At 57.0% G+C, this 22,487-nt stretch carries 12 protein-coding genes; 5 read left to right on the top strand and 7 right to left on the bottom strand.

The annotated features are described in order from the left end of the window. The first annotated feature begins 3 nt into the window (after positions 1-3). From OPIT5_03315 to OPIT5_03305, 3 genes are all read left to right on the top strand, one after another. Positions 4-1,044, top strand: a complete 1,041-nt coding sequence (locus OPIT5_03315) for a hypothetical protein (protein AHF89437.1) — start codon at positions 4-6, stop codon at positions 1,042-1,044. Between the two features lie 8 nt (positions 1,045-1,052). Then, positions 1,053-1,988 (top strand): hypothetical protein, encoded by a 936-nt coding sequence (locus OPIT5_03310; protein ID AHF89436.1) that lies wholly within the window; start codon positions 1,053-1,055, stop codon positions 1,986-1,988. A gap of 70 nt (positions 1,989-2,058) precedes the next feature. Then, complete coding sequence (locus tag OPIT5_03305; GenBank protein AHF89435.1) at positions 2,059-4,746, top strand: type II and III secretion system protein; 2,688 nt, start codon at positions 2,059-2,061, stop codon at positions 4,744-4,746. A 333-nt stretch (positions 4,747-5,079) separates the two neighbouring features. On the opposite strand, the gene OPIT5_03300 is transcribed toward OPIT5_03305, so the two are convergent. Beyond that, positions 5,080-5,235 carry a hypothetical protein gene (locus tag OPIT5_03300; protein AHF94007.1) on the bottom strand — a complete coding sequence of 52 codons (156 nt, stop codon included), beginning with the start codon at positions 5,233-5,235 and terminating at the stop codon, positions 5,080-5,082. Between the two features lie 1,029 nt (positions 5,236-6,264). Between OPIT5_03300 and OPIT5_03295 the strand changes: the two genes are divergently transcribed. After that, a complete protein-coding gene (locus OPIT5_03295) occupies positions 6,265-12,150 on the top strand; it encodes a hypothetical protein (protein AHF94006.1) in 5,886 nt (1,961 codons plus the stop codon). A 323-nt stretch (positions 12,151-12,473) separates the two neighbouring features. Here OPIT5_03295 and OPIT5_03290 read toward each other — a convergent pair whose 3' ends face one another. From OPIT5_03290 to OPIT5_03280, 3 genes are all read right to left on the bottom strand, one after another. Continuing rightward, positions 12,474-13,784 carry a hypothetical protein gene (locus OPIT5_03290; GenBank protein ID AHF94005.1) on the bottom strand — a complete coding sequence of 437 codons (1,311 nt, stop codon included), beginning with the start codon at positions 13,782-13,784 and terminating at the stop codon, positions 12,474-12,476. Between the two features lie 647 nt (positions 13,785-14,431). After that, complete coding sequence (locus OPIT5_03285) at positions 14,432-14,734, bottom strand: hypothetical protein (GenBank protein AHF94004.1); 303 nt, start codon at positions 14,732-14,734, stop codon at positions 14,432-14,434. 2,599 nt (positions 14,735-17,333) lie between these two features. After that, the gene (locus tag OPIT5_03280; GenBank protein ID AHF94003.1) at positions 17,334-18,692 is read right to left on the bottom strand and encodes a hypothetical protein; all 1,359 of its coding nucleotides are present in this window, start codon (positions 18,690-18,692) and stop codon (positions 17,334-17,336) included. 186 nt (positions 18,693-18,878) lie between these two features. Between OPIT5_03280 and OPIT5_03275 the strand changes: the two genes are divergently transcribed. Beyond that, entirely contained in the window at positions 18,879-19,595 is a 717-nt protein-coding gene (locus OPIT5_03275) for a hypothetical protein (protein AHF89434.1), read from the top strand. A 126-nt stretch (positions 19,596-19,721) separates the two neighbouring features. On the opposite strand, the gene OPIT5_03270 is transcribed toward OPIT5_03275, so the two are convergent. From OPIT5_03270 to OPIT5_03260, 3 genes are all read right to left on the bottom strand, one after another. After that, positions 19,722-20,672: a protein-(glutamine-N5) methyltransferase gene (locus OPIT5_03270; GenBank protein AHF89433.1), complete on the bottom strand. Its 951-nt coding sequence runs from the start codon at positions 20,670-20,672 to the stop codon at positions 19,722-19,724. Then, positions 20,656-21,300 (bottom strand): peptidase M50, encoded by a 645-nt coding sequence (locus OPIT5_03265; GenBank protein ID AHF89432.1) that lies wholly within the window; start codon positions 21,298-21,300, stop codon positions 20,656-20,658. Before OPIT5_03265 ends, OPIT5_03270 begins: the two co-directional genes overlap by 17 nt. 87 nt (positions 21,301-21,387) lie before the next feature. Further along, positions 21,388-22,344 (bottom strand): hypothetical protein, encoded by a 957-nt coding sequence (locus OPIT5_03260; GenBank protein ID AHF89431.1) that lies wholly within the window; start codon positions 22,342-22,344, stop codon positions 21,388-21,390. Between the last annotated feature and the right edge of the window lie 143 nt (positions 22,345-22,487).

Below are 22,487 nucleotides of genomic sequence, written 5' to 3'. Positions count from 1 at the left end.
ATCATGGCCAGGCTCAAATCACATCCCGTTTTTTTCGTTGTCATCATCATCCTGTTTCTCGCCATCGTCGGTGCCGGCACGCTGCTTTTTGCGATGCGCAGCATCAACGCTTCCACGCAGGCGGAGATCTCCCGGAAGGAAGCGGCGCTGCAAGGCTTTGCCCGCAAGAATCCCTTTCCCGACGCCACCAATGCCAAGGCGGTGGAAGACGATCTCGAACGGCTGACGGGCCTGCTCGAGACCTATCGTAACGAGCTGCGTGGCCGTGGCAGCGTCGCGGCGGAAATCCTTGCCGCCGCACCGCCCGCTGAACCCACCCAGGCCCTGTTCAGCATCGTCCAGTATGTGGATGACATGCGCAAGCAGGCCGACGCGGCCGGCGTTCGCACCCCGGCCAATTTCCAGTTCGGTTTCGGCTCCTATATCGCCAACAAGCAGGGGCCTCCGCAGGAGCAGATCGCTGCCGTGGACCGCCAGCGCCTTGTGTCCACGCATCTCCTCCGGTCACTCTTTGCGCTCAACGATCCCCGCCAGCCGATCGAGTTGCTCTCATTCAACCGGGAGCAGGTAAGCGGAGGCGCGCAGCAAGCCGGCGCCCCTGCTGCCCCGACGAGGGGAGGGGGACCACGAGGTGGTCCCGGTGCACCGCAGCCAACCGATGGCGCAGGTGATTTTTTCACGATGGATTCCCGTATTTCATCACGGGCTCCCGGCTTTGTGGAGGCCTCGGCGTTTCGCATCAGTTTTGTCGGTTACACGCAGGCCTTGCGAAAATTTCTCAACGAGTTGGCCACCTTTCAGGTGCCGGTCGTGGTGAGAGGTGTCGATGTCGTTCCCGCCGCCGGCGGGCAACCCGGAGGCAATCCTCAATCGCCGCCTCCACCGAGGCCTTCCGGGTTTGGCGGAATTTTTGAGCCTGCCCCCGAGGAAGCCGCAAAAGCCAATGCCGCCGTACCTCTCGTGCAGCCGGGCCGCTCGCGTTTCACTGTCATCGTGGAGTTTATCAACCTCGTCGAACCCGCCGTCGCCGCAACCCAGCCCTGATTCCCCTCATGTCCGCCACCACTTCAGATAAAGTTCTTCTCGGGGTTGCCGGCCTGCTTTTCCTCGGAGCCAGCGCCTGGGCCTGGTTTCAGGAGACCGATCTTGGCGATGCGGCTGTCGTCAATGCGCCGACCAGCGGTAAAAATTACGAACCCGAAGAAATCGTCACCCTCGATATCGAGACCCAGGCTTGGCCCGATCCCAAGCCTCTTTCTCGCGGAGAGGAATGGCTCTTCGATGTCTTCACTCCGCCGGTGATCTATTACGACGCGAACACGACGCAATTTACCGTCACCCCACCGATTCCGCCGGAAGAAGTGAAACCTGTCATTTTCGGACTCGAGCTGCTGGCGGTCGAGCGCGACGATTTCCGGCTGCAATTGACCGGCTTTATTGGCTCGGGAGACTCCGCCCGCGGTACCTTCGAGGACGTGCAGAATCAGGATGTCATCATCGGCGCGGTCGGGAAAAAAATCCCGCATCTCAATCTCGAGGTCACCAAATTCAGCGTGGCCCGCCAGCGGAAGGTTCCGCCCGATGGAGGCACCCCGATCATTGTGACCGCGGCTTTCGCGACTGTCCGTGACACCCAAACCGGCGAAGAGACCGAACTGGTCAGCACCGAACGGACCAAGTTGCCTGTCTCCACGGCGACTTTCCGCATCACATCCTCCGGAGAAGTGAAAAAGGCCAAGAGCGGCGACAGTATTGTCGCCGATGACACCACCTGGGCGATTGAGCGGGTGACGGACACTCCGCCATCGGCGACCGTGACCAGGCGCAAGGCCGGTGAGGAGGCCGACGCCGAGACGAAGGTTCTGGAAGCGACCGGCGCTTCCCCCGCAACTTCCACCAACGAATCTGCACCCGGGCCAGCTCCGGAGGCACCAACCAGCAACAATGATCAACCAGCACCACCAGCGGGAGCTTTTCCCGGTTTTTAGGCCGAAGCCGATTTTTTGAGTCGTTTTTCGGAAACCAATCTCTCAATACTTTATTTTTTACGTCCCCTAGATGAAATCCATCCGTCTCCCCAAGTCGATCATTGCAGCTCTGGCCGTGCCGGCGCTTTTCGCGATGACGCTTCCCTCCAACCTCTCGGCTCAAAGCCAGACCGAGACCAAAATTCGCCTGATGGCCGATGCTCTGAGCGCACGAGACAAAGGAGATCTGGCCACGGCCAAATCCAATCTCGAACAGCTCCGCCAACTCGCGCCTGATGACGTCACGGTCCAGCGCCTGCTGGCCAGCGTCAATGCGGCCCAGGCCCAGGGTGGCCTCGCAGTACCGGCGGCTCCGGTGGACTCGACCGCCGTAGCTCCTGAAGGCATTGCCGAAGTAAGCTACCCGCCGCGCAAGGACGCAGGTGCCGGTGGCGGTAGTGGCGCGGCTTCAGCGGCGGCAGCACCTCTCGACCCGGCCAGCCAGCTTACCCAGGCTGAAGAAAGCCGGATTGCCGACCTCCTCAAAAATACGGAGTTGCAGCGCAAGCACGCCCGATCCTTGGCCAAGGAAAAAGATTATGACGGTGCCATCACCACGCTTGACGAGACCATCCAGACGCTTCCCGACAACACGCTGACGCTCGATACGATCACCACGCTTGAAAAAGAAAAAGGCACTTATGCCTTCGCCAAGGCCCAGTATCTGCTGAACAAGGGAGACTCGGAAGGTGCTCGTGCTGCTCTCGATGCATACGCCAATTCGTCAATGGCCAGCGAAAAACGCATCAAACAGGCAGAGGCCCGGATTGCCGCCAGGGAAAATAATCCGGAAAATCATCCAATCGAGGAAGTAAATCCCAAATTTGTTGCTGACCAGAAGGTGATCCAGCAACTGACCACCAAAGGCCGGGCCCAATATCTGGCAGGAGATATCGATGGTGCCCAGGAAACCTTCCGCCGCGTCGAGACGCTGTCTGCTGCCGATCCTGCGGCCAAGTATTTCCTCCGTCGCATTGCCGAAGAGAAAGGCGCGATGGGAAAAGCCAATCGTGAAAAAACAACTGCTCTTGCCATGCAGCAAGTCGCTGAGGCATGGCAGCTTCCGGGTGTTTATCGGGATACGGTAGATCAGGTTGTGGCGGACCCCCGAACTAATCCTCTCCGCGAAAAAATTGCCAGACTGATCATGCCCAGTGTCGATCTGCGCAACATGCCTCTCTCTCAGGTTGTCAGCACACTGGGTGCGCTGGCGGAAGACGCCGAACGCGAGCAACCGACGCTGGCCGGGAATCCGCGTGTGAACATCGTTCTGCTCGACCAGGAAAACAAAAATCCGCAGGTCAATCTGCGTCTCCAGGGCATGCCGCTCAAACGCGTGCTGGATATTCTGGTTGAATCGATCGGTTACCGCTACGATGTGACCGATATCGTTTCAATCAAGACGGGTGGAAGTGGCCCCAACATGCTGGAAATGGAAGTCTTCCCGATCAGCAAGGCGGCGATTATCCGGATGACGGGTGTGGGCTCGGGAAGCTCTGCTCCGGCGGCTGCCGCAGATCCTTTTGCCGCCCCGGCGGGTGGTGGTGGCGGCGGTGGCAGTGGCGGGGGTGAGGCGGACGGGATCAGGAATTTCCTGCAAAACGCCGGCGTCCAGTTTGGTCCCGGATCAGCCTTGGCCTATGACGGTGCCGCCATTTTTGTAACGCAAACCACCTCCAATCTGGAGCGTGTGCGCAACATCCTCGCTCGGTTCAACGATGTCCGACAGGTGGAAATTGAAGCCAAGTTTATGGATGTTCAGGCCGGTGCCCTTGATGAATTGGGGGTCCAGTGGGGGGCAACCAAGGTGTCTCTCAGTGGTCACGGCGCTACCATCACCTCTCCGACTCGTTCACTGTCGGGAGCTTTTGGTATTTCCCAGTCGGCCAGTTCTGTGACAATCAATGGAAATTCATATCCGAGTGGCGCTCCTACTCTGCCAGGAACAGTGACCGATGGTAGCGATACGAGCGACATTGCCAGCTTGTCGGGTTGGATCGGTGATTTTTCAGTCAGTGCCAGCATCCGGGCTATTGCCCAGAATCAGGCAACCGAATTGTTGAGCGCGCCGAAGGTGACAGTTCTGTCCGGAAATCCGGCCCTGATGGTAGTCGCTCAGGAGCTTCGCTATCCGCAAAGCTTTGGTGAAATCGAATCCGAGGTCGGGACTGCCGGTGTCACGATCACGGCCGGTACGCCGGAAGAATTTGTCACTCGCAATATTGGTGTGGAACTCCGTGTTACACCGACGGTTGAGGATGACAACTATTCGATCACCTTGGATCTCAATCCCAAGGTCACCGAATTCGAAGGGTTTGTGGAATACGGTGGTCTGAGTATCGCCATTTCCGGTAACAATACCGTGACGGTGCCCTCCGGTTTCTACCAACCGATCTTCTCGACTCGCGAAGTGACGACCAAGGTGACGGTCTGGGATGGTGCTACTTTGGTCATGGGCGGTCTGACCCGTGAAGAAGTGAAACGTGTTAACGACAAGGTTCCAGTTTTGGGTGATATCCCGTATCTCGGCCGCCTGTTCCGCTCGAAGGGTGAAACCTCCCAGAAGCGTAATCTGCTCGTCTTTGTCACGGCCAATCTTGTCAGCCCCGGTGGTTCGCCGAAACGGCAAACCCTGCAAGGCGTTCAACCCAATGCCCAGTTCCAGAATCCGACACTGGTTACTCCGGCCGGCTCCGAGCCTCGTGTCCGCTCCAGATAACTGCTGTTATACTGCGACATCCGGTTGTGACTTACACCATCTCCAGTAAATGCCTTATTCTTGCGCTAACAGACTCTTTCTCTGCTTTATCACTCCATGAATGCTAAACGTTTTCCAACAATCCTCGGATGGCTCATCCTTGGAATATCCCTCGTTACCTCGGTCTTCGCTCAACAATCTGTTGACGAGGTTGTTACCCAATTCGCAATACGGCAGGATACTGGTGCTGGCCTAGGAAACACACTTGAAGGAGTGCAAGGCCTGAAGGCCGGTGATCCTCTGACTGTTCGCGTCAGTGCCCTCAATGCCAAAGGAGATCTCGTTAGCGGCTATTCAGGCAGCGTCTATGTGACGCTCCATGCCGATGTCGGCCAATCCACCGGGTACTGGATTCCGCTCGCCGGTGGGCAGGGAGTCCTGAATATTCCCGAGATCCGGCATGCGGCTACCTACGTCTGGCAACAGGACTACAATGACGGGGCCTATCATCCTCGCGGTATGAGATTCAGTGTGGAAGGTCTCGGACTGGGTGGAAACAATATTGCAACCGACCAAGCATCGGCAACCTACGACTACAGTACCGATTCGGATGGAAACCGGACGGTCAGAAGCTTCGCCAACGTGCATCAGGGATTCTTCTCGGTCATGCCTGCCTATTTTGGTGTTACCTACACGGGAAGCACGATGCCCCTGAACCGCTATTTTCACCAAGAAGGAAGCGGGAGTGGCATTATCCAAGGTGTAACGACTCCGGTTCGTGTCACCGCCTATAATGTCGATGGCTCGGTTGCCACCGGTTTCAGCGGTGGTGTTGTCCTGAGTTCGACTGCCGCGGATATTGGGCAGATTTCAGCCGATATCACTTATGGTGGCATTGTGGACGACGTTTTTATTGCGGCAGCAGATGTCACTGCGAATGCGACGATCACCGTTACAGCGACATCCGCATCCGCGCTGGGAATACTCGACGTTCCTGTGGCGTATCCAGATTCCTCGGCGCAATTCGATGTGGTGGCACCCAAGAACAACGGCACTTTTCTGGAAGCGACCAGCTTGGAATTTGTTTCAGGGGGAACCCAGGCAGGACAATCGACCACCCTGAGATTCAAGCTGAAAGACACCCGCACCCCCACTCCAACGCCTGGTTACTTCGAGACTCTTGATATTCAATATGTCCTTTACGATGCGAATGAGGGGACCTACTTGTCATGGACGGAGAATCGGACCGTTTCGGTCCCCACGGATGGTAGTGAAAGCGGCTATTATACAATTTCATTCGATCTGCCAGAAACACTAACGACCGGCAGTTATACTTTGGACGTTCGCCCCGGCAGGTCGGTGGCCAATGCGGGATCGATTGCCGTGGCGATTGCGACGCCTCCCGATCTGGCCATAAATACGTTCAATTATGCGGCAGGTGAATACCGTGGCGGCGACGCCATCCGAGTTGATCTCGCATGGAGCAACCTTGGTACCAATGCCGGCACTACGAGTAGATCGTCGGCGCTTCCGGCGACCTTGGCGGCAAGATACACCGCGCGCATCCAGATTTCCCCGACACCCAACTGGGACGACAGCGGAGCCTTCCTGATCTGGCAGGAAAGTTTTCAGGGCAACAATGCCGGTACAAATGCAGTCCTGGTTCCGGATCCTTTGGGAGGCTCGCGTTACCTTTGGGAGGCCGGCAAGCTCCTGCCCGGCCAGCAGATCGCGATCAGCCGGTACATCAAACTGCCCGAGAATTTTGCAGGCACCTATTATATCCTTGCCCGCATTAACGCGGCTGGCACCAGCGGACGTGACGACGACGCCCGATTCGCAGATGAAAACGACGCCAGCGCGAGCGGTACGCTTTTCTGGGGAAATAACACCACAACGGCGGCGGAAGCGCAGAAAATCATGATTCTGCCGAAACAGGCCACAAACACCTTCCGGGCCAGCCTGTCCTCCTCCGGTGGTGCTTCGTCAGGATTGAGTGACAATCCCTCCATTTCGCAGGATGGCCGCTATATTGCGTTTCAGAGCAAGGGCCAACTGGCGGGAACGACGGACTCGGCTTATTATAACATTTATGTCCGCAATACCGAGGGTGACACCACGGATCTGGTCTCTGTGGCCACATCCGGCGCTACGGATGGCGACAGTACATACCCTGTGATCAATGCCGGTACCGATGCGGTCAGCAGCCGGTACGTCGTGTTCCAGTCGGCTGCGAGCAATTTGGCGGCCGGCGTGCATAACGGGATGGCCAACATCTACGTGCGCGACATTCAGCTCAAGACGACCCACAAGATCATGCCCGACTCGAGGAACGACAGACCGCTTCCTCAGCCAGATAGCGGTAGCAGCCTGCCTTCCATTAGTGCGGATGGTCGCTATATCGTCTTCGAGTCCACCGCGACGAACTTGCTGAAAATCGCTTCCGGCAGCACCCGGAACCCCAATGGCAAGCTGAAGACGCAGGGAGTCATGCAGATCTACCTCTATGACCGCGGACCAGCCAATGAATCAGGCGAGTTCACCGCAGACGGGTTCCCGCAGGTTTACCTCATCAGCGACCAGAACGCGGGAGCAGCTTTCGATGATCCGGCAGCGGCGATCAGTGCGGCTTCCCGCCCGAAAATCTCTCTCGATGGCAATCACATCGTCTTTGTCACCAAGGATAAAGGAGTTCTTGGATTGGCTGCCAATTCTCCGTTCGACCAGATTGTGCTCGCCACCAACCCGGCGACGGATGCCACCGGTGTGCTCCGTTTTCTCCCCGTTTCCCGGGATATTTCGCAGTCCGACCTGACTCCCGGCAATAATGCGAGTGGCTACCCGGCGATCAACGAGGACGGCAGCTATGTGGCCTTCTCATCTGCCGCCACCAACCTGACCCTCGGCAATAGTCCTGCCGACAGTTACAATGTCGGCGTCCCCCATGTGTTCCGCGCGGCGATCGACACCTCGGCATTTGCCGTTACCAGGATCGTCCGCCTGAACTCGACCAAGCGGGACAATCCTCACGGTTATCCCGACGGTTATGACCAGTACCGGTATGACGCTGACGACAATGCACTGTACTCGCATTCAGGATTCGAACCCGACAATCCCCTGACAAATCCTCCCGATCTGGGCAGCCTTGAACCGTCGATGGACAAGACGGGCAACCTGATCGCTTTCGTCAGTGAGTCGCGCGATTTGCTGCCTCCTCTGCCCGTCAGGAGCGTCGATGGCACGACGTTCCTAACCCGCCGGGTCGCCAACTACATCGACAGCAACGAGGCGTCGGACGTCTACTTCTACGATCTATCGTCCTCGAGCGATGGGGACATTTATCCGGTCGCGCAGCGGGCATCGGTCAGCCGTTTCGGTTATGAGGCGAGTCGCTGGACGTTGCAGCCGATGCTGTATACAACCCAGATCCCGACGAGCCGCCGCCCGGTGGTCAGCGCCGACGGCCGGTTTGTGGCGTTCACCTCAGATGCCAAGGGACGCAACGGCCTGATTTTCGGTGCGACCAACTACGATTACGAAGCGACCAACGGTGCGATCAAGGATGTGTATGTCTTTGATCGCAAGGCAAATTACCAAGATCCCAAGGGTGATCTGCCCGTGGTTGAGCTGATGCCCTTTATCACGAATGTGAATGTGGGCAGGCAGGTGACCTTTGTCGCGCAGGCTTCCAGCACGATGAGCGCCATTGCGAGGGTCGAGTTCTTCGCCAACGATGTCCTGTTTGCCACGGTCACCACGCCGACCGTTCCCGGTGGCGGCAATTTCACCGCCACATGGACAGCGCCATCGCCCGGCACGGGCAATACCAGCACGCGCAACTACAGAATTGAAGTGGTCGCTGTGGATGATCTTGGCGTCCGGTCCGCGATCAGCGGCGGTGACGCGATCACTGTGACTGCTCCGAAAAACGTGGCTCCGGTGATTACCGTGACTGCGCCTGAGGCAAGCGATGTCTGGGGACGAGGTTCCACGATTCCGCTGATAGCCTCATTGACGCCGGGGCAGGATACGGTTTCCAGCATCGAGTTCTGGGCGTCAAGCATCACGTCCGGTGCGACCTTGCTCGGGACGGTCGCCATTCCGTCCGATTCCGAAGACACCCATTTCAAGGTCAACTACCCGGTGACGCTTGCAATCGACAGCTACAATATTACGGCTACGGCAAGAGTTTCCGGTGCGGCGGGAATCGCCAGCAATGCTCTCTCTGCTGCCGTGCCGGTATCGGTGATCAGGACCTCCCTTGCTGCGACTCCGGCACTGCCTACCAATGTGGTGCTGACGCTCAATCCGGCGAGTTTGTCTCTGGGGCAATCGACCAGCATTTCGGTGAGCGCCGAGGCGGCGTCCGGATCTGCGATATCCGAAGTTTCCATCTACGTTGACAACGAAGTGGTGCAGACGATCACCTCATTCCCCTACACAGCCAACTATACGCCGGCGTACACCGGGACATACAAGGTCTTTGCGACGGTGGCCGATTCCAGGGGCAACATGGTGACGACACCGGAACAGACCCTGACCGTTGGCGAGGCACCGGTCTTCACCGAAGACCCGACGCTCGTCATCAACGGAGGCAATACGACGATTTCCCTGGGCGAAAGCCTCGGGTTCAGCGTGACCGCCAATCCGCCTTCGGGTGTGACCATCAAGAGCGTCACCTTCTATGTCGGTTCGGATGCTGTCGGGCTGGCCACGGCTGCGCCCTGGACTGCCTCGTACACGCCAACCCAGGCCGGCTCCTTTACCGTTTATGCAGTGGTGCTGGATTCGCTCGACCGCCCCCTCAAGACGGTTGACCAGATCGTGACGGTGTCCCCGGTGATCCCGCCTGCCGTCTCCCTGTCGGTTACACCGGCGTCGGTAGAAATTGGCAGTTCGGTCACCATCTCCGGAACGGTCACCGTTACGGGAGCGACGCTGACCAGCATCACGATCTATGTGAACGGTGAAGCTTGGGCGACCAGGAGTTCGAGTCCGTTCTCCGCCACCTTCACGCCCCCTGCCACAGGAGTGTATGCAGTTCACGCTGTGGCCACCGATTCTCGCGGTTCTTCCGCACCATCGAACTCGGCGACCGTCAACGTGACCCAAGCTCCTTGGGTGGGAGTGGCCAACGAGGCCTTTCAGTTGCTCTATGGCCGGGATGCTACAACAGCCGAGGCCGCCTCCCTGTATGGCATCCTTGGCATGGATATGACCACGCCTGCCGCCATCGCGCAGCTGTTTAGTAGCGATGATCTTTCCTATAATGGAATTCCCAATGTAGTAATCTCCTCTTATTTGGCAGTGATGGGAGCATACCCCGACTATGAGGATTATCTGATCGGGGTCCGGTTGCTGGAAAGCGGCTATTCATGGCAAGGCTACATCAACTATTTGCTGCAGGCGCCTGCCTACGCCAGGCTGTTTGGACAGCTTATGCCGTGGCCAACGGGTGTGGGACAGCTGAGTCCCGAAGCATGGCAGAAACATGTGGATGAGTTTGCCCTTCGGACCTATCGCAATGTTTACAATAATTCTCCCAAACGGGACTCTGATAAACTTGCACTATATCAAGAATTCCGTGGGTACATGGGAACTATTCCCAGCACCGATGAGTCCGTCCAATATTCGACTCACGCTAATGCGGTGTACGAGTGGCTTTTCGAGAAGGATACCAAAGCCAAGTTATATTATCAGACACAGGTGGCTGCAGTGATCTTGGCCTTTACCGGACGGGAACCAACTCGTGCCGAGGTTGAAGCAAATACAGCTGCTGTCCAGGCCGGGCGCCTCAAGGACGTGGCCGAGTACTATGCCCTGGGAACCGATGAGCGTCCGACCGAGGTGATCAAGCCGGTGATCCAGAGTCTGGTCGCGGAGACGGATTCGGTTGTCGTCGGCGATCAGATTGAACTGAAAGTAACCCTTTCGCAGGGTAATATTCCGTCGTTCCAGTGGCTCAAGGCGGGTAAGGCAATCACTCCTGGTGGCCGGATCAGCAGCGCCGTCGACGCAACCGGCACTACCGCCACCTTGGTGATCGGTGATGTCGTGCCGGCCGACGCTGCCAAGTACACCGTAAAAGTCAGCAATACCAAGGGAGTGGTGACCAGCAAGGCCGTCACGATCAAGGTGACTCCAGAGGCGCCGATCGTACCTGTTGACCGGGTTTATCTGAAACTCGGTGGCGCAGCGACGACTGCACTGACCGTCAGCAATCCTGCGATGAACACTGCGGGCGGTGTTACCTATTATACAAAGGGTCTGCCAAAAGGGCTGAAACTGGACAAGAATACCGGCGTTGTCACCGGAGCCGTGACCGCCAAATCAGGCGAGTATTCAGTGCAGTACTGGACCAAGGTCGGTAAATACACGAGTGAGACGGTCTATCAGACGATCATTGTGGAAGATCCGCTTCCTGCGATTGATATCGGCACAAATGGCCAATATGCGTGGACACTCGGAAGCGGTGTCTTTGACGAATCGATCAAGAATACCGATCCGGAGGCGACGGGCCTGACTTATGAAGCCAAAGGACTGCCCAAGGGATTGAAGCTCGACAAGAAGACCGGCCAGATTTCCGGCACAATCACGGCCAAACCCGGCACCTACACCGTCACCTACTGGTCGAAAGTGGGCAGCAGCAAGAGCCAGCCGATCACGCTCACCTTTACGGTGAATGGTTTCCCGTTCGAGGGAGACTACGACGCGCTGTTCGTCGACTCCGGCAACCAAGGGCTTCCGGCCGGCAAGGTTACCGTCAAAATCACCTACAATGGTGCCTTTACCGGCAAGCTATACTACCAGAACAACAAGACATACTCACTGAAGGGTACCTTCGGGCTGAGTTCCTCGCAGACTTCAGCCTCGGTGGAACTATTCAATGTGGCCCGCTCCGGTCTGAATCTGGATCTGTATGTTACTTCGGCTGGCAAGCTGGAGGTTTCCACGCTGATTGATAACGGCAGTGGCTACTGGGTGAATGCCCAGTATGGCTTCGAGAGCATCAAATTGACCAACCCCAAGGCCCCGGTTCGTTCCTATACCGTGGGCGCGCAGGATGTGTGGATCAACGAGGTTGGATCGCAAACCTTCTTCGATCCCATCATGGCTGATCCATTGCAGGGAGACGCCAAGGTCTCGGTCAACGCCAAGAACGTGCTGTCCTTCAAGGGTAAATTGGCCGATGGTACCAAGATCACGGCCTCCACAACCGGATCCGATGATGGTTCCTATCTGCTCTTCGTTAACCCGAACAAGAAGATCTGGGGTGGTTACTTCGCGGGTGAGCTGAATCTGGTGAACAACCGGTTCGACGATCCGGATCAGAGTGATCTCCTCTGGAGTAAGCCGGCAGCGGATAACAACAAGATTCATCCGACCGCATTTGGTCCTCTCGATGTTTCCATCCAGAACAAATAAAACCGTCAGCTCTGACCGGCTTGTGAGCAACGACAAGCCGGAACGTGGCACCGCATCTACCCCCCTTTTGTCAGTCTGACCAAGCTGGCCATCCCGATCTGATATCAAGTTGCACTCCGTTGTATCAAAGAGGAGAGGAGGCGAGGGCGTCGCCACTCCCTCACCCTCACTAGCTTCGCATATTTTCATATCTCTGATCACAAAATGGTATCAGAGAATAAGAAAATAATGATGGCTCCGTGTGATGTATAAAAAACTCCCGCAACGCGATGGTTGCGGGAGTGCAGGTTGGAAGAAGCGGGAATTAACCAGCAGACCCGGGTTTATTTTGTTTCGATAGTGACGTCCAGAGGACCAAACGCGCCCGAATGAATTTTATTGTTATCAGGTGACGGTTTGCTCCAGCGCAGGTCGTTCTGATCGGGATCGTCGAACCGGTTGTTGGCCAAGTTCAGATTCAATTCGCCCGAGAAGTAACCTCCCCATATTTTCTTGTTCGGATTAACGAAGAGAAGATAAGAGCCGTCATCAGATCCGGTGGTGGAAGTCGTGATCTTGGTGCCATCGGCAGCGGTCCCCTTGAAGGAGAGTACGTTTTTGGAACTCACCGAAATCTTGGCGTCTCCCCGCAACGGAGCAGTCGTAAGAAGATCAAAGAAAGTCTGCGATCCGACTTCGTTGATCCATACCTCCTGCGCGCCCACCGTGTAAGTGCGGACCGGAGCCTTGGGATTGGTCAGCTTGAGGCTTTCGAAGCCGTACTGGGCCTCGACCCAGTAGCCGGTGGCACCATCGGCAAGAGTGGAGGCCTCCAGCTTGCCGCCGACGGTGACGTACAGATCCAGATTCAATCCGGAACGTCCGACATTATCCAGAACTACCGAAGCTGCATCCTGAGCCCCGTTGAGTCCAAAAATTCCCTTGAAGGAATAGGTCTTGTTATTCTGGTAGTAGAGCTTGCCGGTAAAGGCACCATTGTAGGTGATCTTGACGGTAACCTTGCCCGCCGGAAGGCCATGATCGGTCGAGTCCACAAACAAGGCATCGTAATCACCCTCGAACGGGAAGGCATCGACCGTGAACTGCAGCGTTACCGGATCGCTCTTGGTGCTGCCGGCCTTGGACCAGTATGTGACCGTGTAAGTACCGGGCTTGGCAGTAATGTTACCGTAGATCTGACCTGTATTCTTATCAATTTTCAGGCCTTTCGGCAGTCCCTTCGCCTCATAGGTCAGGCCGGCGGCTTCCGGAGCAGTGTTTTTGACTGATTGGTCAAAACTACCGCCACCATGTGTCCAGGCCAGCGCGCCGTCTGTTCCGATCGGGGCCGGAGGGAGCGGCGGTTCCACCACAAAGGTCAACGTCTGAATGGCGCTCTTTGACTTTCCTGCCTGCGTCCAATAGGTCACATTATAAGTACCGGCTTTTGCAGAAATCGAACCGGTGATTTCGCCCGTAAGGGCATTGATTTTGAGCCCCTTGGGCAAGCCCTTTGCATAGTACTTCAACCCGCTTTCCGAACTGCCGAGGCCGACATCCAAGGTCGGAGCAGAACCGGCCTTGTAACTCACAGTATCTCCCAGGTAAACAGGCGGGAGGCTCAGGACCTTCAGAGTCGCACTTTTGGAAGTCACCTTACCTTTGGAATTCTCTACCCGAACACTATACTTGGCCGCATCAGCCGTAGAAACATTAACAATTGTATAACTGCTTTCTGTGGCACCGGCGATCGGTTTACCGCCTTTGAGCCACTGATAGGCAGGAGGCGGCGTTCCGCTGGCAGTCACTGCAAACGTAGCGGTACCACCAGCCGTCACCTCGAAATTTGCCGGTTGCGAAGCAATCACAGGTTTACTCGGCAGAGGATCCCCCGAAAACGTATAAGCAGCATCTATGATTGGTTTCTTCGCCATACTATCAACCTCCGCCGGATCAGGACGACGATCATCAAGTATGATAATCAAGGCTGCCACTTGCGCTCGCTTGTAGGAGGTGCTTTCGGTCGAAACGAAGTTATATATAAATTGTGCAGTCGCAGCCCCATAGCCTGATCGCAGATAATCATAGAAAAAATCCGTATAAGCCAAGGTATCGGTATCACGCTTGGGCTTACCTCCATACAGATTACGATAAACCTGCAACGCTATCTTCTTGCAGAGAGCCCTGTAATCTGCATCCTGCAAGGTAGTTGGATCAATCAGTTGGCCGAAACGGGATGCATAGTCGACACTCGCATAGAGCGTATTCAGATAGGTAGCCAAGCTTCCTGCCTTGATGGCGCTCATCGCATTCTCATACTCCTCTGGAGATTGATAAAGGCCCAATGCAGCCCGGTAGGCAAGGATCGCTTCGGCTGACGAGTTTGGAATGCGAAATTCGTCGGACTCAACTGCATAGGCAGCCGTACCAGCCAAGGTAATACCCCCTTTAAGAGCAAGATTGATAGCCGCGATATCGGTCGGTTGGGCCGACCGGAAGAAGAGTGACTGGTACACTGCATCAACAATTTCATCTCCCTCGATCGGTATCTCACCTTCACCACCGTCATCTCCGCCTCCTTCTTCATTAGAAGGTGTTTCGCCATTGCGCAGGTCGATCAGAAAAATGTCGCGTTTCCCATTGTCGTCCAGTGGCCGCAGGTTGGAAATACCAAACGTGTAACTGCCCCGATTCTCGGCATCGGATGCGAATACCAGATATCGTCCGTTCTTACTCATGGTAACGCTTCGAGATGCTGGAACATGATACTGCCCGAGAATTCCATTCGTCACTGCGCCGAATTTGTTCAGACTGAGAAGCTCGGATGAAGGAGCCAGAGTAGCGTTGGCAGTCGCGCCAGCGCCCGTGCCGTTGATCGTCACCGTCGGCGATGTACTAAAACCGGCCCCGGCGTTGGTAATATCGATACGAACAACAACGCCTTGCTCGATCCAGGCAACCGCCTTGGCACCGCTTCCACCTCCTCCACTAATACTCACTGTGGTCGAGTCCTGCGTGTAACCTGAACCGCCGTTGGTTACGATAATGGACTGAATACCTGTATCCAGGCGATAGACATCGTCGGAACCATTGTCATCGAAGTACCTGGCGATATCAGGGGTAAAAAAGGGCGTTCCATCGGAGCGAATAACATAGGGATACTGCAAATCCGAAGCCATTGTCCGGTAGCCGATAAATCGGCCATTACCACTGATCATGGGTTCTTCGGAATCATCATTGGCGAAGACAGTACCGTACTGCCCTGCCGAAACCAGACGCAGAAACCGATTACCCGACTGATCCATCTGGCCCGATCCGCTCACGTCGCGATTGATAACATAAACCTGGGAGTACGTCCCCGAATAGACCGGGCCGGCTCCTGATGGTACCAGCACTCTGGTCGAACGCGTGGCAAATGCGACGTACCGGCCTGTCTTGCTGATAGCCGGATCAAACGAATCCCTATCAAGCTGTTCGGCAAAATTTCCTGTGCCATCCAAGGCAATGCTCACCCGGTCAATATCCACCAGCGTTCTGGATGCGGAGTCCAGTGTGGCAACATAAATATCCGAAACCGTGGTGCTCTTGTTGCTCACCAAATTGGTCGCATAGGATCGAAAAGCCACTGCGGAACCATCACCGCTGATCTTTGCCGAACTGCTGGTCGCATTACCCGAAGTACCATAAATATTATGACTTACCAGGGTAATACCGGAACCGTTACGATGCACGAGAAAGATATCGCGCACACCATTCGTATCGCCTGCGACCAAGTTGAATGCATCGGATTCAAAGACGATCCAAGTACCATCGTCGCTAATCGAAGGAGCATAAGAACCTCTGTTGGCCTGGGCGTTGTTCAGGCCCTTGCTCAATAAAGTGATTTTACCGCTATTGATTTCGTAGAGAAAAATATCAGTCGCATTATTAGTATCATTCGCTACCAGATTGGAAGCTTCGGACTCGAAGACAATATAGCCACCACTCACGCTAGCCCCTGCATTGATCATCGAAGAGCGTGAATTGCCGTTGCCACCAGTCCCGGAAAGATTCTTGCTAACCAAAGTTATCGCCCCCGTAACTGTATCCTTAAGATAAACTTGAGTATAATTAGCCGGGACTGACACGCCCGCCAAATTGGAGGCTGCCGAGTAAAATACAACATAACGACCATTTTCGGAAACTGTAGGCATGTCGCTGAACTCATCGGCCGCGCCGCCCGAGGTTGACTCACTTACGCGAGAAACAATAGGACTGTCTGCTGAAGCGATACTAATCCGGGTACCGGCTGTTTCGCCGACAGGTGGGTAATTATTGGTCGTATCGGGATCCGCCACACCACTTCTGACATAGGCGCGGGCTACTAAAAAATAGTTGCCGGTAAAATTACGAGGCAATCGCGCGGTATGCACTGTGCTACTCCATAAACCAGGTCCATGCTGATTCTGAAAATCGACCCCCGCATTGATAGCAGTTCCCCCGAATACATGGGTTTCACGATAATAAAGCTCATAGTTATCCTGGTTCTCCGGATCGCCATCTGTGGTGAGAAAAGTCTCTATCCAAAACTCTTGCCGCCCAGGAGGAGGAGGGGTTCCTACCGGATTGACCTGGAACCAAATCCGCCATGAGATAGGATCCCCGGGTTGAAACGTCCCAACTGTAGGGGTATCAATTAACTCGACCCTGGCGACCCTGATATCCTGTCCTCTGGAGGTCGTTGCTGTAAGGATGCCCGCGAGCATGAGCAGGCTGATCCGCCCCCATAATCTTTTAAACCAGTGTTTGTTTGGTGTAATCATGTCGAGTTTCGTTTATTGAAAGGTTTTGGGATTCCCGGCGTTCACCTGGATTGAATGCGGAATGCCGGGGAAATCGCATCTGTTTCTGGATTAAAGAGCTGTCAATGTTTGCGAAGGAGTGTGGGCGAGATCAGTGGTGCGACAGTTCTTTGCCATCATGACTCTGAAATCTGTGCAGCAATCCTCTGCGCTGATGGCCGGCAAAAGAGACCTCAGCACAGAGAAAGAGTCTGCCGGGGTTAACCCGGGAGAGGGGCTTCGTCTTGGCAAAATCATATCATGGACTCCCCCAATAAAGTTGAAGTCCTCCATCCCGGGAACCTCATGCAGGTGCAGCATCCCCGTGCTTGCCCGGAGGTTTTTCGTGATACGTTCCGCCGGAATGATTCCTTGCCGCGCCTGTCAGGTGAGTTCTCTCAGGCGCGTGCGGATTTTTTCGGTCTCCAGGGCGTTGGCTGTGGGCTGCTGCCAAAGGGGAACGAGCCAGTCGGGCATCATGTTGTCCGCGTAGTACATCATCGTCACTCTGGTGTCCTTGTGCCCTCCCTGCTGGGCGGCGGCGAGCAGCCCTTCGTTCTTGGCTTTGTTGCTGATCCAGAGTTTGCGAAGTTCGTGCGTGGGCTTGTTGACGTTGACCCCGCGCGCTTTCAGCCAAGTGTTGAGACGGTCCATCGCGTCCTTTTGTTGGATGGGACCGAGTTCCTTGATGGTGGCGGCGACCCAGCCGGGAATGATGGCTTTGCGGCCGTGGCCGTGCTTGGGGTTAAATTTACCGTTGGCTGCGATTTGCAGTATGAAGCGGTCATCGTCGGCTTCATCCAGCCAGCCGGGCTGATAGGCAACGGCTTCGCCCGAGCGCAGGCCGCATTGGGCACACAGGAGAAAGGCACGGTAGGCGTCAGGGTCGTCGCACCGGAGGCGGAGAGAGTCGCTCATGACACGCAGGATAATGCCCGAATCGAGAAGCTGGAAATACTTCCTGGCACCGAAGGCAGGTTCTTCGAGGAAGGGCTTCAGGTCGGGAAGCTTGAGGTTGGCGTGTTCTTTGTAGTGCCGGAGCGCCTGCTTGCCGAAGAGGGCGCGGGCGTTGCGCAGGCAGGAGTCGGCGGTGATGCGAGCGGTTACGATTTCTTCTTCGTCGGGTTCGTCTTCGGCAGGTGGTTCGGAGGCGAGTTTGAAATCAACGACGAGGCGTGAGGTGAGGTGGGTGGCGGTGAGTTTTTCCAGTTTCTCAATGTCCTCGGGTTTGCGTCCGCTAGCGGGAACAAACGAGACACCGGCGCGGTACGCTTCGACCTTGCGAATGAGAGTGAACAGGGAGTTGCGGTAAACCTTGAAGGCGGCGGCACTGACGGGTTTGCCTTTGCGTCCGATGACGGCAAGGGCACTCCGAAAGGCAGCGAGGATCTGGCCTATGGTGGCAGGCCTGTTATCGCGTTGGATGGCACGGGGGTTATATTTCCGAAAGGCGGCATCGAGGGTATTGCCGGGGATGGAGAGGAAGGCGGTGATTTCGTCGGCGAGCCTGTCGGCGGCTTTCGGAGCAACGCCGAGCGGGAACCATACGCTTTTGCCGACAACCATCTTGCGAATGTAAAAGGGTTGAGTGAGCGCCAGGTTACCTCGCCTGTCCCGGAAACGTTGACGGAAGACGGACACTCCGTAGGTCGCGCTGCGAAAGCCGACAAGTTTGCCGTCCGCCGTGAAAGTGTGGGTTCCGGATTGACCGGGGTGACGAGGAAATTTTTTCGACGTACTCATGAATTGGATGCCGAGAAAGTGTCTTGGCAAAATCCAGGCAAATTAAAAAACATTCATGATTCTGCGTGCGGTTTGGATCAACCGGTTCGTGGTGGGTGCGGGTGCTGCCCGGGGTCTGTCCAACCTCCAGATAGCAGTTGCAAAGGCTCCGGTTGTTTTTCAGGAATTTCACGTCCTTCGCGTGTTATGCGTCCGTTGCGCAAGATCGGAAACAGCAAGGACCCCAGTATGACTTCTGCCCGTCACCAACCTCCCCGTAAGAACCGTGGTATCCGCTGGATGATTGTTGTTTTCATCCTGCTGGCATTGGCTGCCGTCGTATTTGTGTGGTCTAGGCGTGAAGGGGTATCCGGTTCCCCGACAGGATCAATCACTGCTCCTGGCAGGGATGGAACCGGTTCCCGACCAACCGGAAAGGCGGGGACCGTTGCCCAAACGGATCTTGCCGCGACCGAAAATGTGGCAGCAGCCGCTTCGGCAGTGGATGCGGTTCCGGATGTCGGTGAACTGATCGCGGACACGTCCTTGTCCGATCCTGAACTGGTGCGGCGGCTGTCGGTGATTGTGCTGGACGAAAAGAGTCCCGGAGAGACCCGCAGCGAGGCGCTGGCTCATCTGCTCAACCTCACGACCGAAGAGGACGAGAGCATCCTGTTCACGCTGGCCGGATCGCCCAGACTGAATGAATCCTTGGGGGATGATCTCTTCAGGGATGCCCTCAATCGTCCTCTGGCCACGCAGGCTGAACTGGCGCTCGTGCTGCTTGGCCGCCGTGAACCGGCCCTGCAGAAAGAAGCGCAGGAGCATCTCGTGTTTTTGCTGGATGAAGATCTCGGCGGCAACCCGAAGGCGTGGCGCAAGGCGGTTGACGCGGCCAAACAGAAGTGGAGTAACGCTCCCTGATACCAACGCCCCAAAACCTTCAGATTTTTACACAAAGATCGCCAAGGCCGCGAAGTTCCAGAGCGCTAACCCTTTGTGACCTTTGCGATCTTTGTGTGAAAGTCCGGAGGCTTCGAAACGTGGGTGTCAGCCCGCCAGCAACTTGTCGGCGCGAATCAGGCAGATGCAGTTGCTGCCATCTTCGGTGGGCAGCCATTCGGGGGCGAGCGACGCGAATTCGCGGTTGATGGCCTTGCGCAGGGCGCCGACTTCGAGAACGACAATGCCGTGTGGCGCCAGCTTGGTGCGGGCCTGACGGAGCAGCTTGCGGATAATCACGAGCCCGTCAGGGCCGCCATCGTGAGCAAGTCGCGGCTCGGCCCGGAATTCCGGGGCCTGCCGGTCCACATGGGCGCTGGGTTCATAGGGAGGATTGCTCAGGATGATGTCGTACGGTTCCACCGGCACCTCATCGAAAACATCGCTCGCGTGCAGACGGATGCGCGATTCCAGCTTGTGTGCACGGACGTTGATGGCGGCGACATCGAGCGCGTCGGTGGAAAGATCGATCGCATCGACCCGGGCGAGAGGAAATTGCTGTGCGAGCAGGATGGCGAGGCAGCCGGAGCCGGTGCACACGTCCGCTATGCGCCGGACTACCGGCGCCGGAGCAGGGTCATGGGCCAGGAGGCCTGGCAGGGTCGGGATGACTTCGACAAAATAACTCCGCGGAATGATGACGCGTTCATCGACGTAAAAACGCTGGTCGGCCAGCCAGGCTTCCCGGGTGAGGTAGGCGGCGGGGATGCGCTGGTCGATGCGCTTGCGCAAGGCGGTTTCGACGGCAGCGGTTTGTTTGGCATCCAGAGTCTGGTCGAGGACCGAGGGATCGCTGTCGAGCGGGAGGTGGAGCGTGCGCAGGAGCAGGTAAAGCGCTTCATCATGGGCATTGCCGGCAATCTGGCCGAGCGCGAGCCGGGCGCTTTCATAGCGGGCGATGGCATAGTCGAGCCACTGGCCGAGGGTGCGTTGCGGGGTGGCGCGAGCGGCCGCCGGACGTTTACGGCCGAAATCGGTGGATTTACGCGACGATGCCATAAACGATCCGGAACGGGATGGTGGCGACCTGGAAGATCCTGCCGATGACGTGCTGGGAGGCCGGGAGATTGATCGCCACGAGGAGCACGAGCCATCCCCAGCGGGCAAACGAGGCGTACGTCTCCTCCTTCATGCCGAACCAGTACATGAGAAACTTGGACCCGTCGAGTGGCGGAATCGGCAGGAGATTGAAAACCATGAGGCTGACGTTGATCAGCATGGTCAGCACGGCCAGTTCGTGGAGGCGGGAGCCGCTGCCGGAGAGGAGCCCGGCAACCACGGCGGCGAGGAGTGCGAGCAGGAAATTCATGGCGGGACCCGCTATCGTCACGAGGCTGCGCGCACCTTTCTGCCGCAGGTTGTCGGGGTTGATGATAACCGGCTTGGCCCAGCCAATCATGCCGAAACTGCCGAAAACACCGAGTGCACCGAGGAGCGGGATGAGCACGGTGCCGATCGGGTCGATGTGGACGAGCGGGTTGAGCGTAACCCGCCCCTGGCTGCGGGGGGTGTCGTCACCGAGGCGGTCGGCCATGAAGGCGTGGCCCCACTCGTGAAGGGCCAGGCTCAGCAGGATGATGATGACAATGACGAGAGCGTGTTGAATATGGGCGGGATCCAGGTCCATCGAGGATTCGTGTGTGGCAGCGGTGAGCGGAAAATGAAAAAGGAATCGGGACTGTGTCGCGGAAACGGACTGTCGTGCAACCCGCAATCAGGGTCCGGGCGAGGGCTGTTGCGCCGGAGCGGGAGCGGCGGAGGGCGGTGTCGGGATCGTGACCGGAAACACGATACGAGGCGCGTTTTTCGGGTCCGGTTCGCTGGCTGGCGGCGCGGCAAGTTCGTCGAGGAGGCGCTGCCGGTTGCCGGCGAGGACGGGATCGTTGACCTCGTCGACAATCGCGCGGGCTTCGTCGCGCCGGTCAAGGCGGATGAGGACGTTGGCTTCGTGGAGCCGGATGGCCTGTTTTTCCAAGGGCGTGCGCATCCGGGGGGCGAGGGCCTGCCAGGCGGCAAGGGCCGCTTTCCAGTCCGGTGCGAGCAAGTCGTACCAGGCCATCGCATGACGATAGGCATAGTCGATCCGGTCAGGGGCGAGGGAGGCGGCGCGGCCAAAGGCTTCGAGCATGGTTTTGTCGAGAGCGGCCGGAGTCCAGTTGCCGCTGGCGATAAAGTCGTCGCGTGATTCGATGAGGAGGGTGCCGAGCTGGTAGTGGTAGAGCGGTTCTTTTTCATCCAGGCGGATGGCTTCGAGGTAATACTGGAGGGCATCGAGCGGATGGCCTTCCTCGGCCATGTAGTTGCCCAGCTCGTTCTTGACGCGAGGGATACCGGGGTCGAGCTGGTTGGCACGCAGGAGCAGGCGGGCGGCGCGCTGGCGTTCCCCGATGAGCGGCTGATTGAGCAAGGCGGCGTAGCTTACGTAGGCGGCGGCGAAATCGGGATGGGCGGCGATGAAATCGTCCCAGGCATAGACGAGTTTCTGGAATTCGTTCTCCATGTCGCTGATTTCAGCCTGGGTGGTTTTGGTGCTGGCGGCGGCGAGCAACCGGTTCTGGCGTTCGACGAGGGCTTTGAGTCCGTCGCGCTCCGATGCCGTTTCCGCCGGCAACGCGGAGGCGAAGACGAGGGCGAACGCGGGCAAAAACAACAGGCGGTGCAATGTGAGCATAATGGGCGGAGGCTGGCGGAGAGACACGCTGCGCGCCCGGTGGTGCCGTGGCAATGCCGGCTGTTTTTGCAACAAAAGTATCTGTTTGGCGACAGCGCCGCCGCCGGGAAATCCGCCCCGTGGCTGCGAACGCAAGTTCGCAG

It is taken from the genome of Opitutaceae bacterium TAV5, assembly GCA_000242935.3.
Classification (GTDB): Bacteria; Verrucomicrobiota; Verrucomicrobiia; order Opitutales; family Opitutaceae; genus Geminisphaera.
This window is presented reverse-complemented; position numbering and strand designations above follow the sequence as displayed.

Excerpts from the sequence above, each read along its gene's own strand:
- OPIT5_03315 (AHF89437.1), top strand. The coding sequence starts at position 4 with ATGGCCAGGCTCAAATCACATCCCGTTTTTTTCGTTGTCATCATCATC.
- OPIT5_03310 (AHF89436.1), top strand. The coding sequence starts at position 1,053 with ATGTCCGCCACCACTTCAGATAAAGTTCTTCTCGGGGTTGCCGGCCTG.
- OPIT5_03305 (AHF89435.1), top strand. The coding sequence starts at position 2,059 with ATGAAATCCATCCGTCTCCCCAAGTCGATCATTGCAGCTCTGGCCGTG.
- OPIT5_03300 (AHF94007.1), bottom strand. The coding sequence starts at position 5,235 with ATGATAGGCCCCGTCATTGTAGTCCTGTTGCCAGACGTAGGTAGCCGC.
- OPIT5_03285 (AHF94004.1), bottom strand. The coding sequence starts at position 14,734 with ATGGCGAAACACCTTCTAATGAAGAAGGAGGCGGAGATGACGGTGGTG.
- OPIT5_03280 (AHF94003.1), bottom strand. The coding sequence starts at position 18,692 with ATGAGTACGTCGAAAAAATTTCCTCGTCACCCCGGTCAATCCGGAACC.
- OPIT5_03275 (AHF89434.1), top strand. The coding sequence starts at position 18,879 with ATGCGTCCGTTGCGCAAGATCGGAAACAGCAAGGACCCCAGTATGACT.
- OPIT5_03270 (AHF89433.1), bottom strand. The coding sequence starts at position 20,672 with ATGGCATCGTCGCGTAAATCCACCGATTTCGGCCGTAAACGTCCGGCG.
- OPIT5_03265 (AHF89432.1), bottom strand. The coding sequence starts at position 21,300 with ATGGACCTGGATCCCGCCCATATTCAACACGCTCTCGTCATTGTCATC.
- OPIT5_03260 (AHF89431.1), bottom strand. The coding sequence starts at position 22,344 with ATGCTCACATTGCACCGCCTGTTGTTTTTGCCCGCGTTCGCCCTCGTC.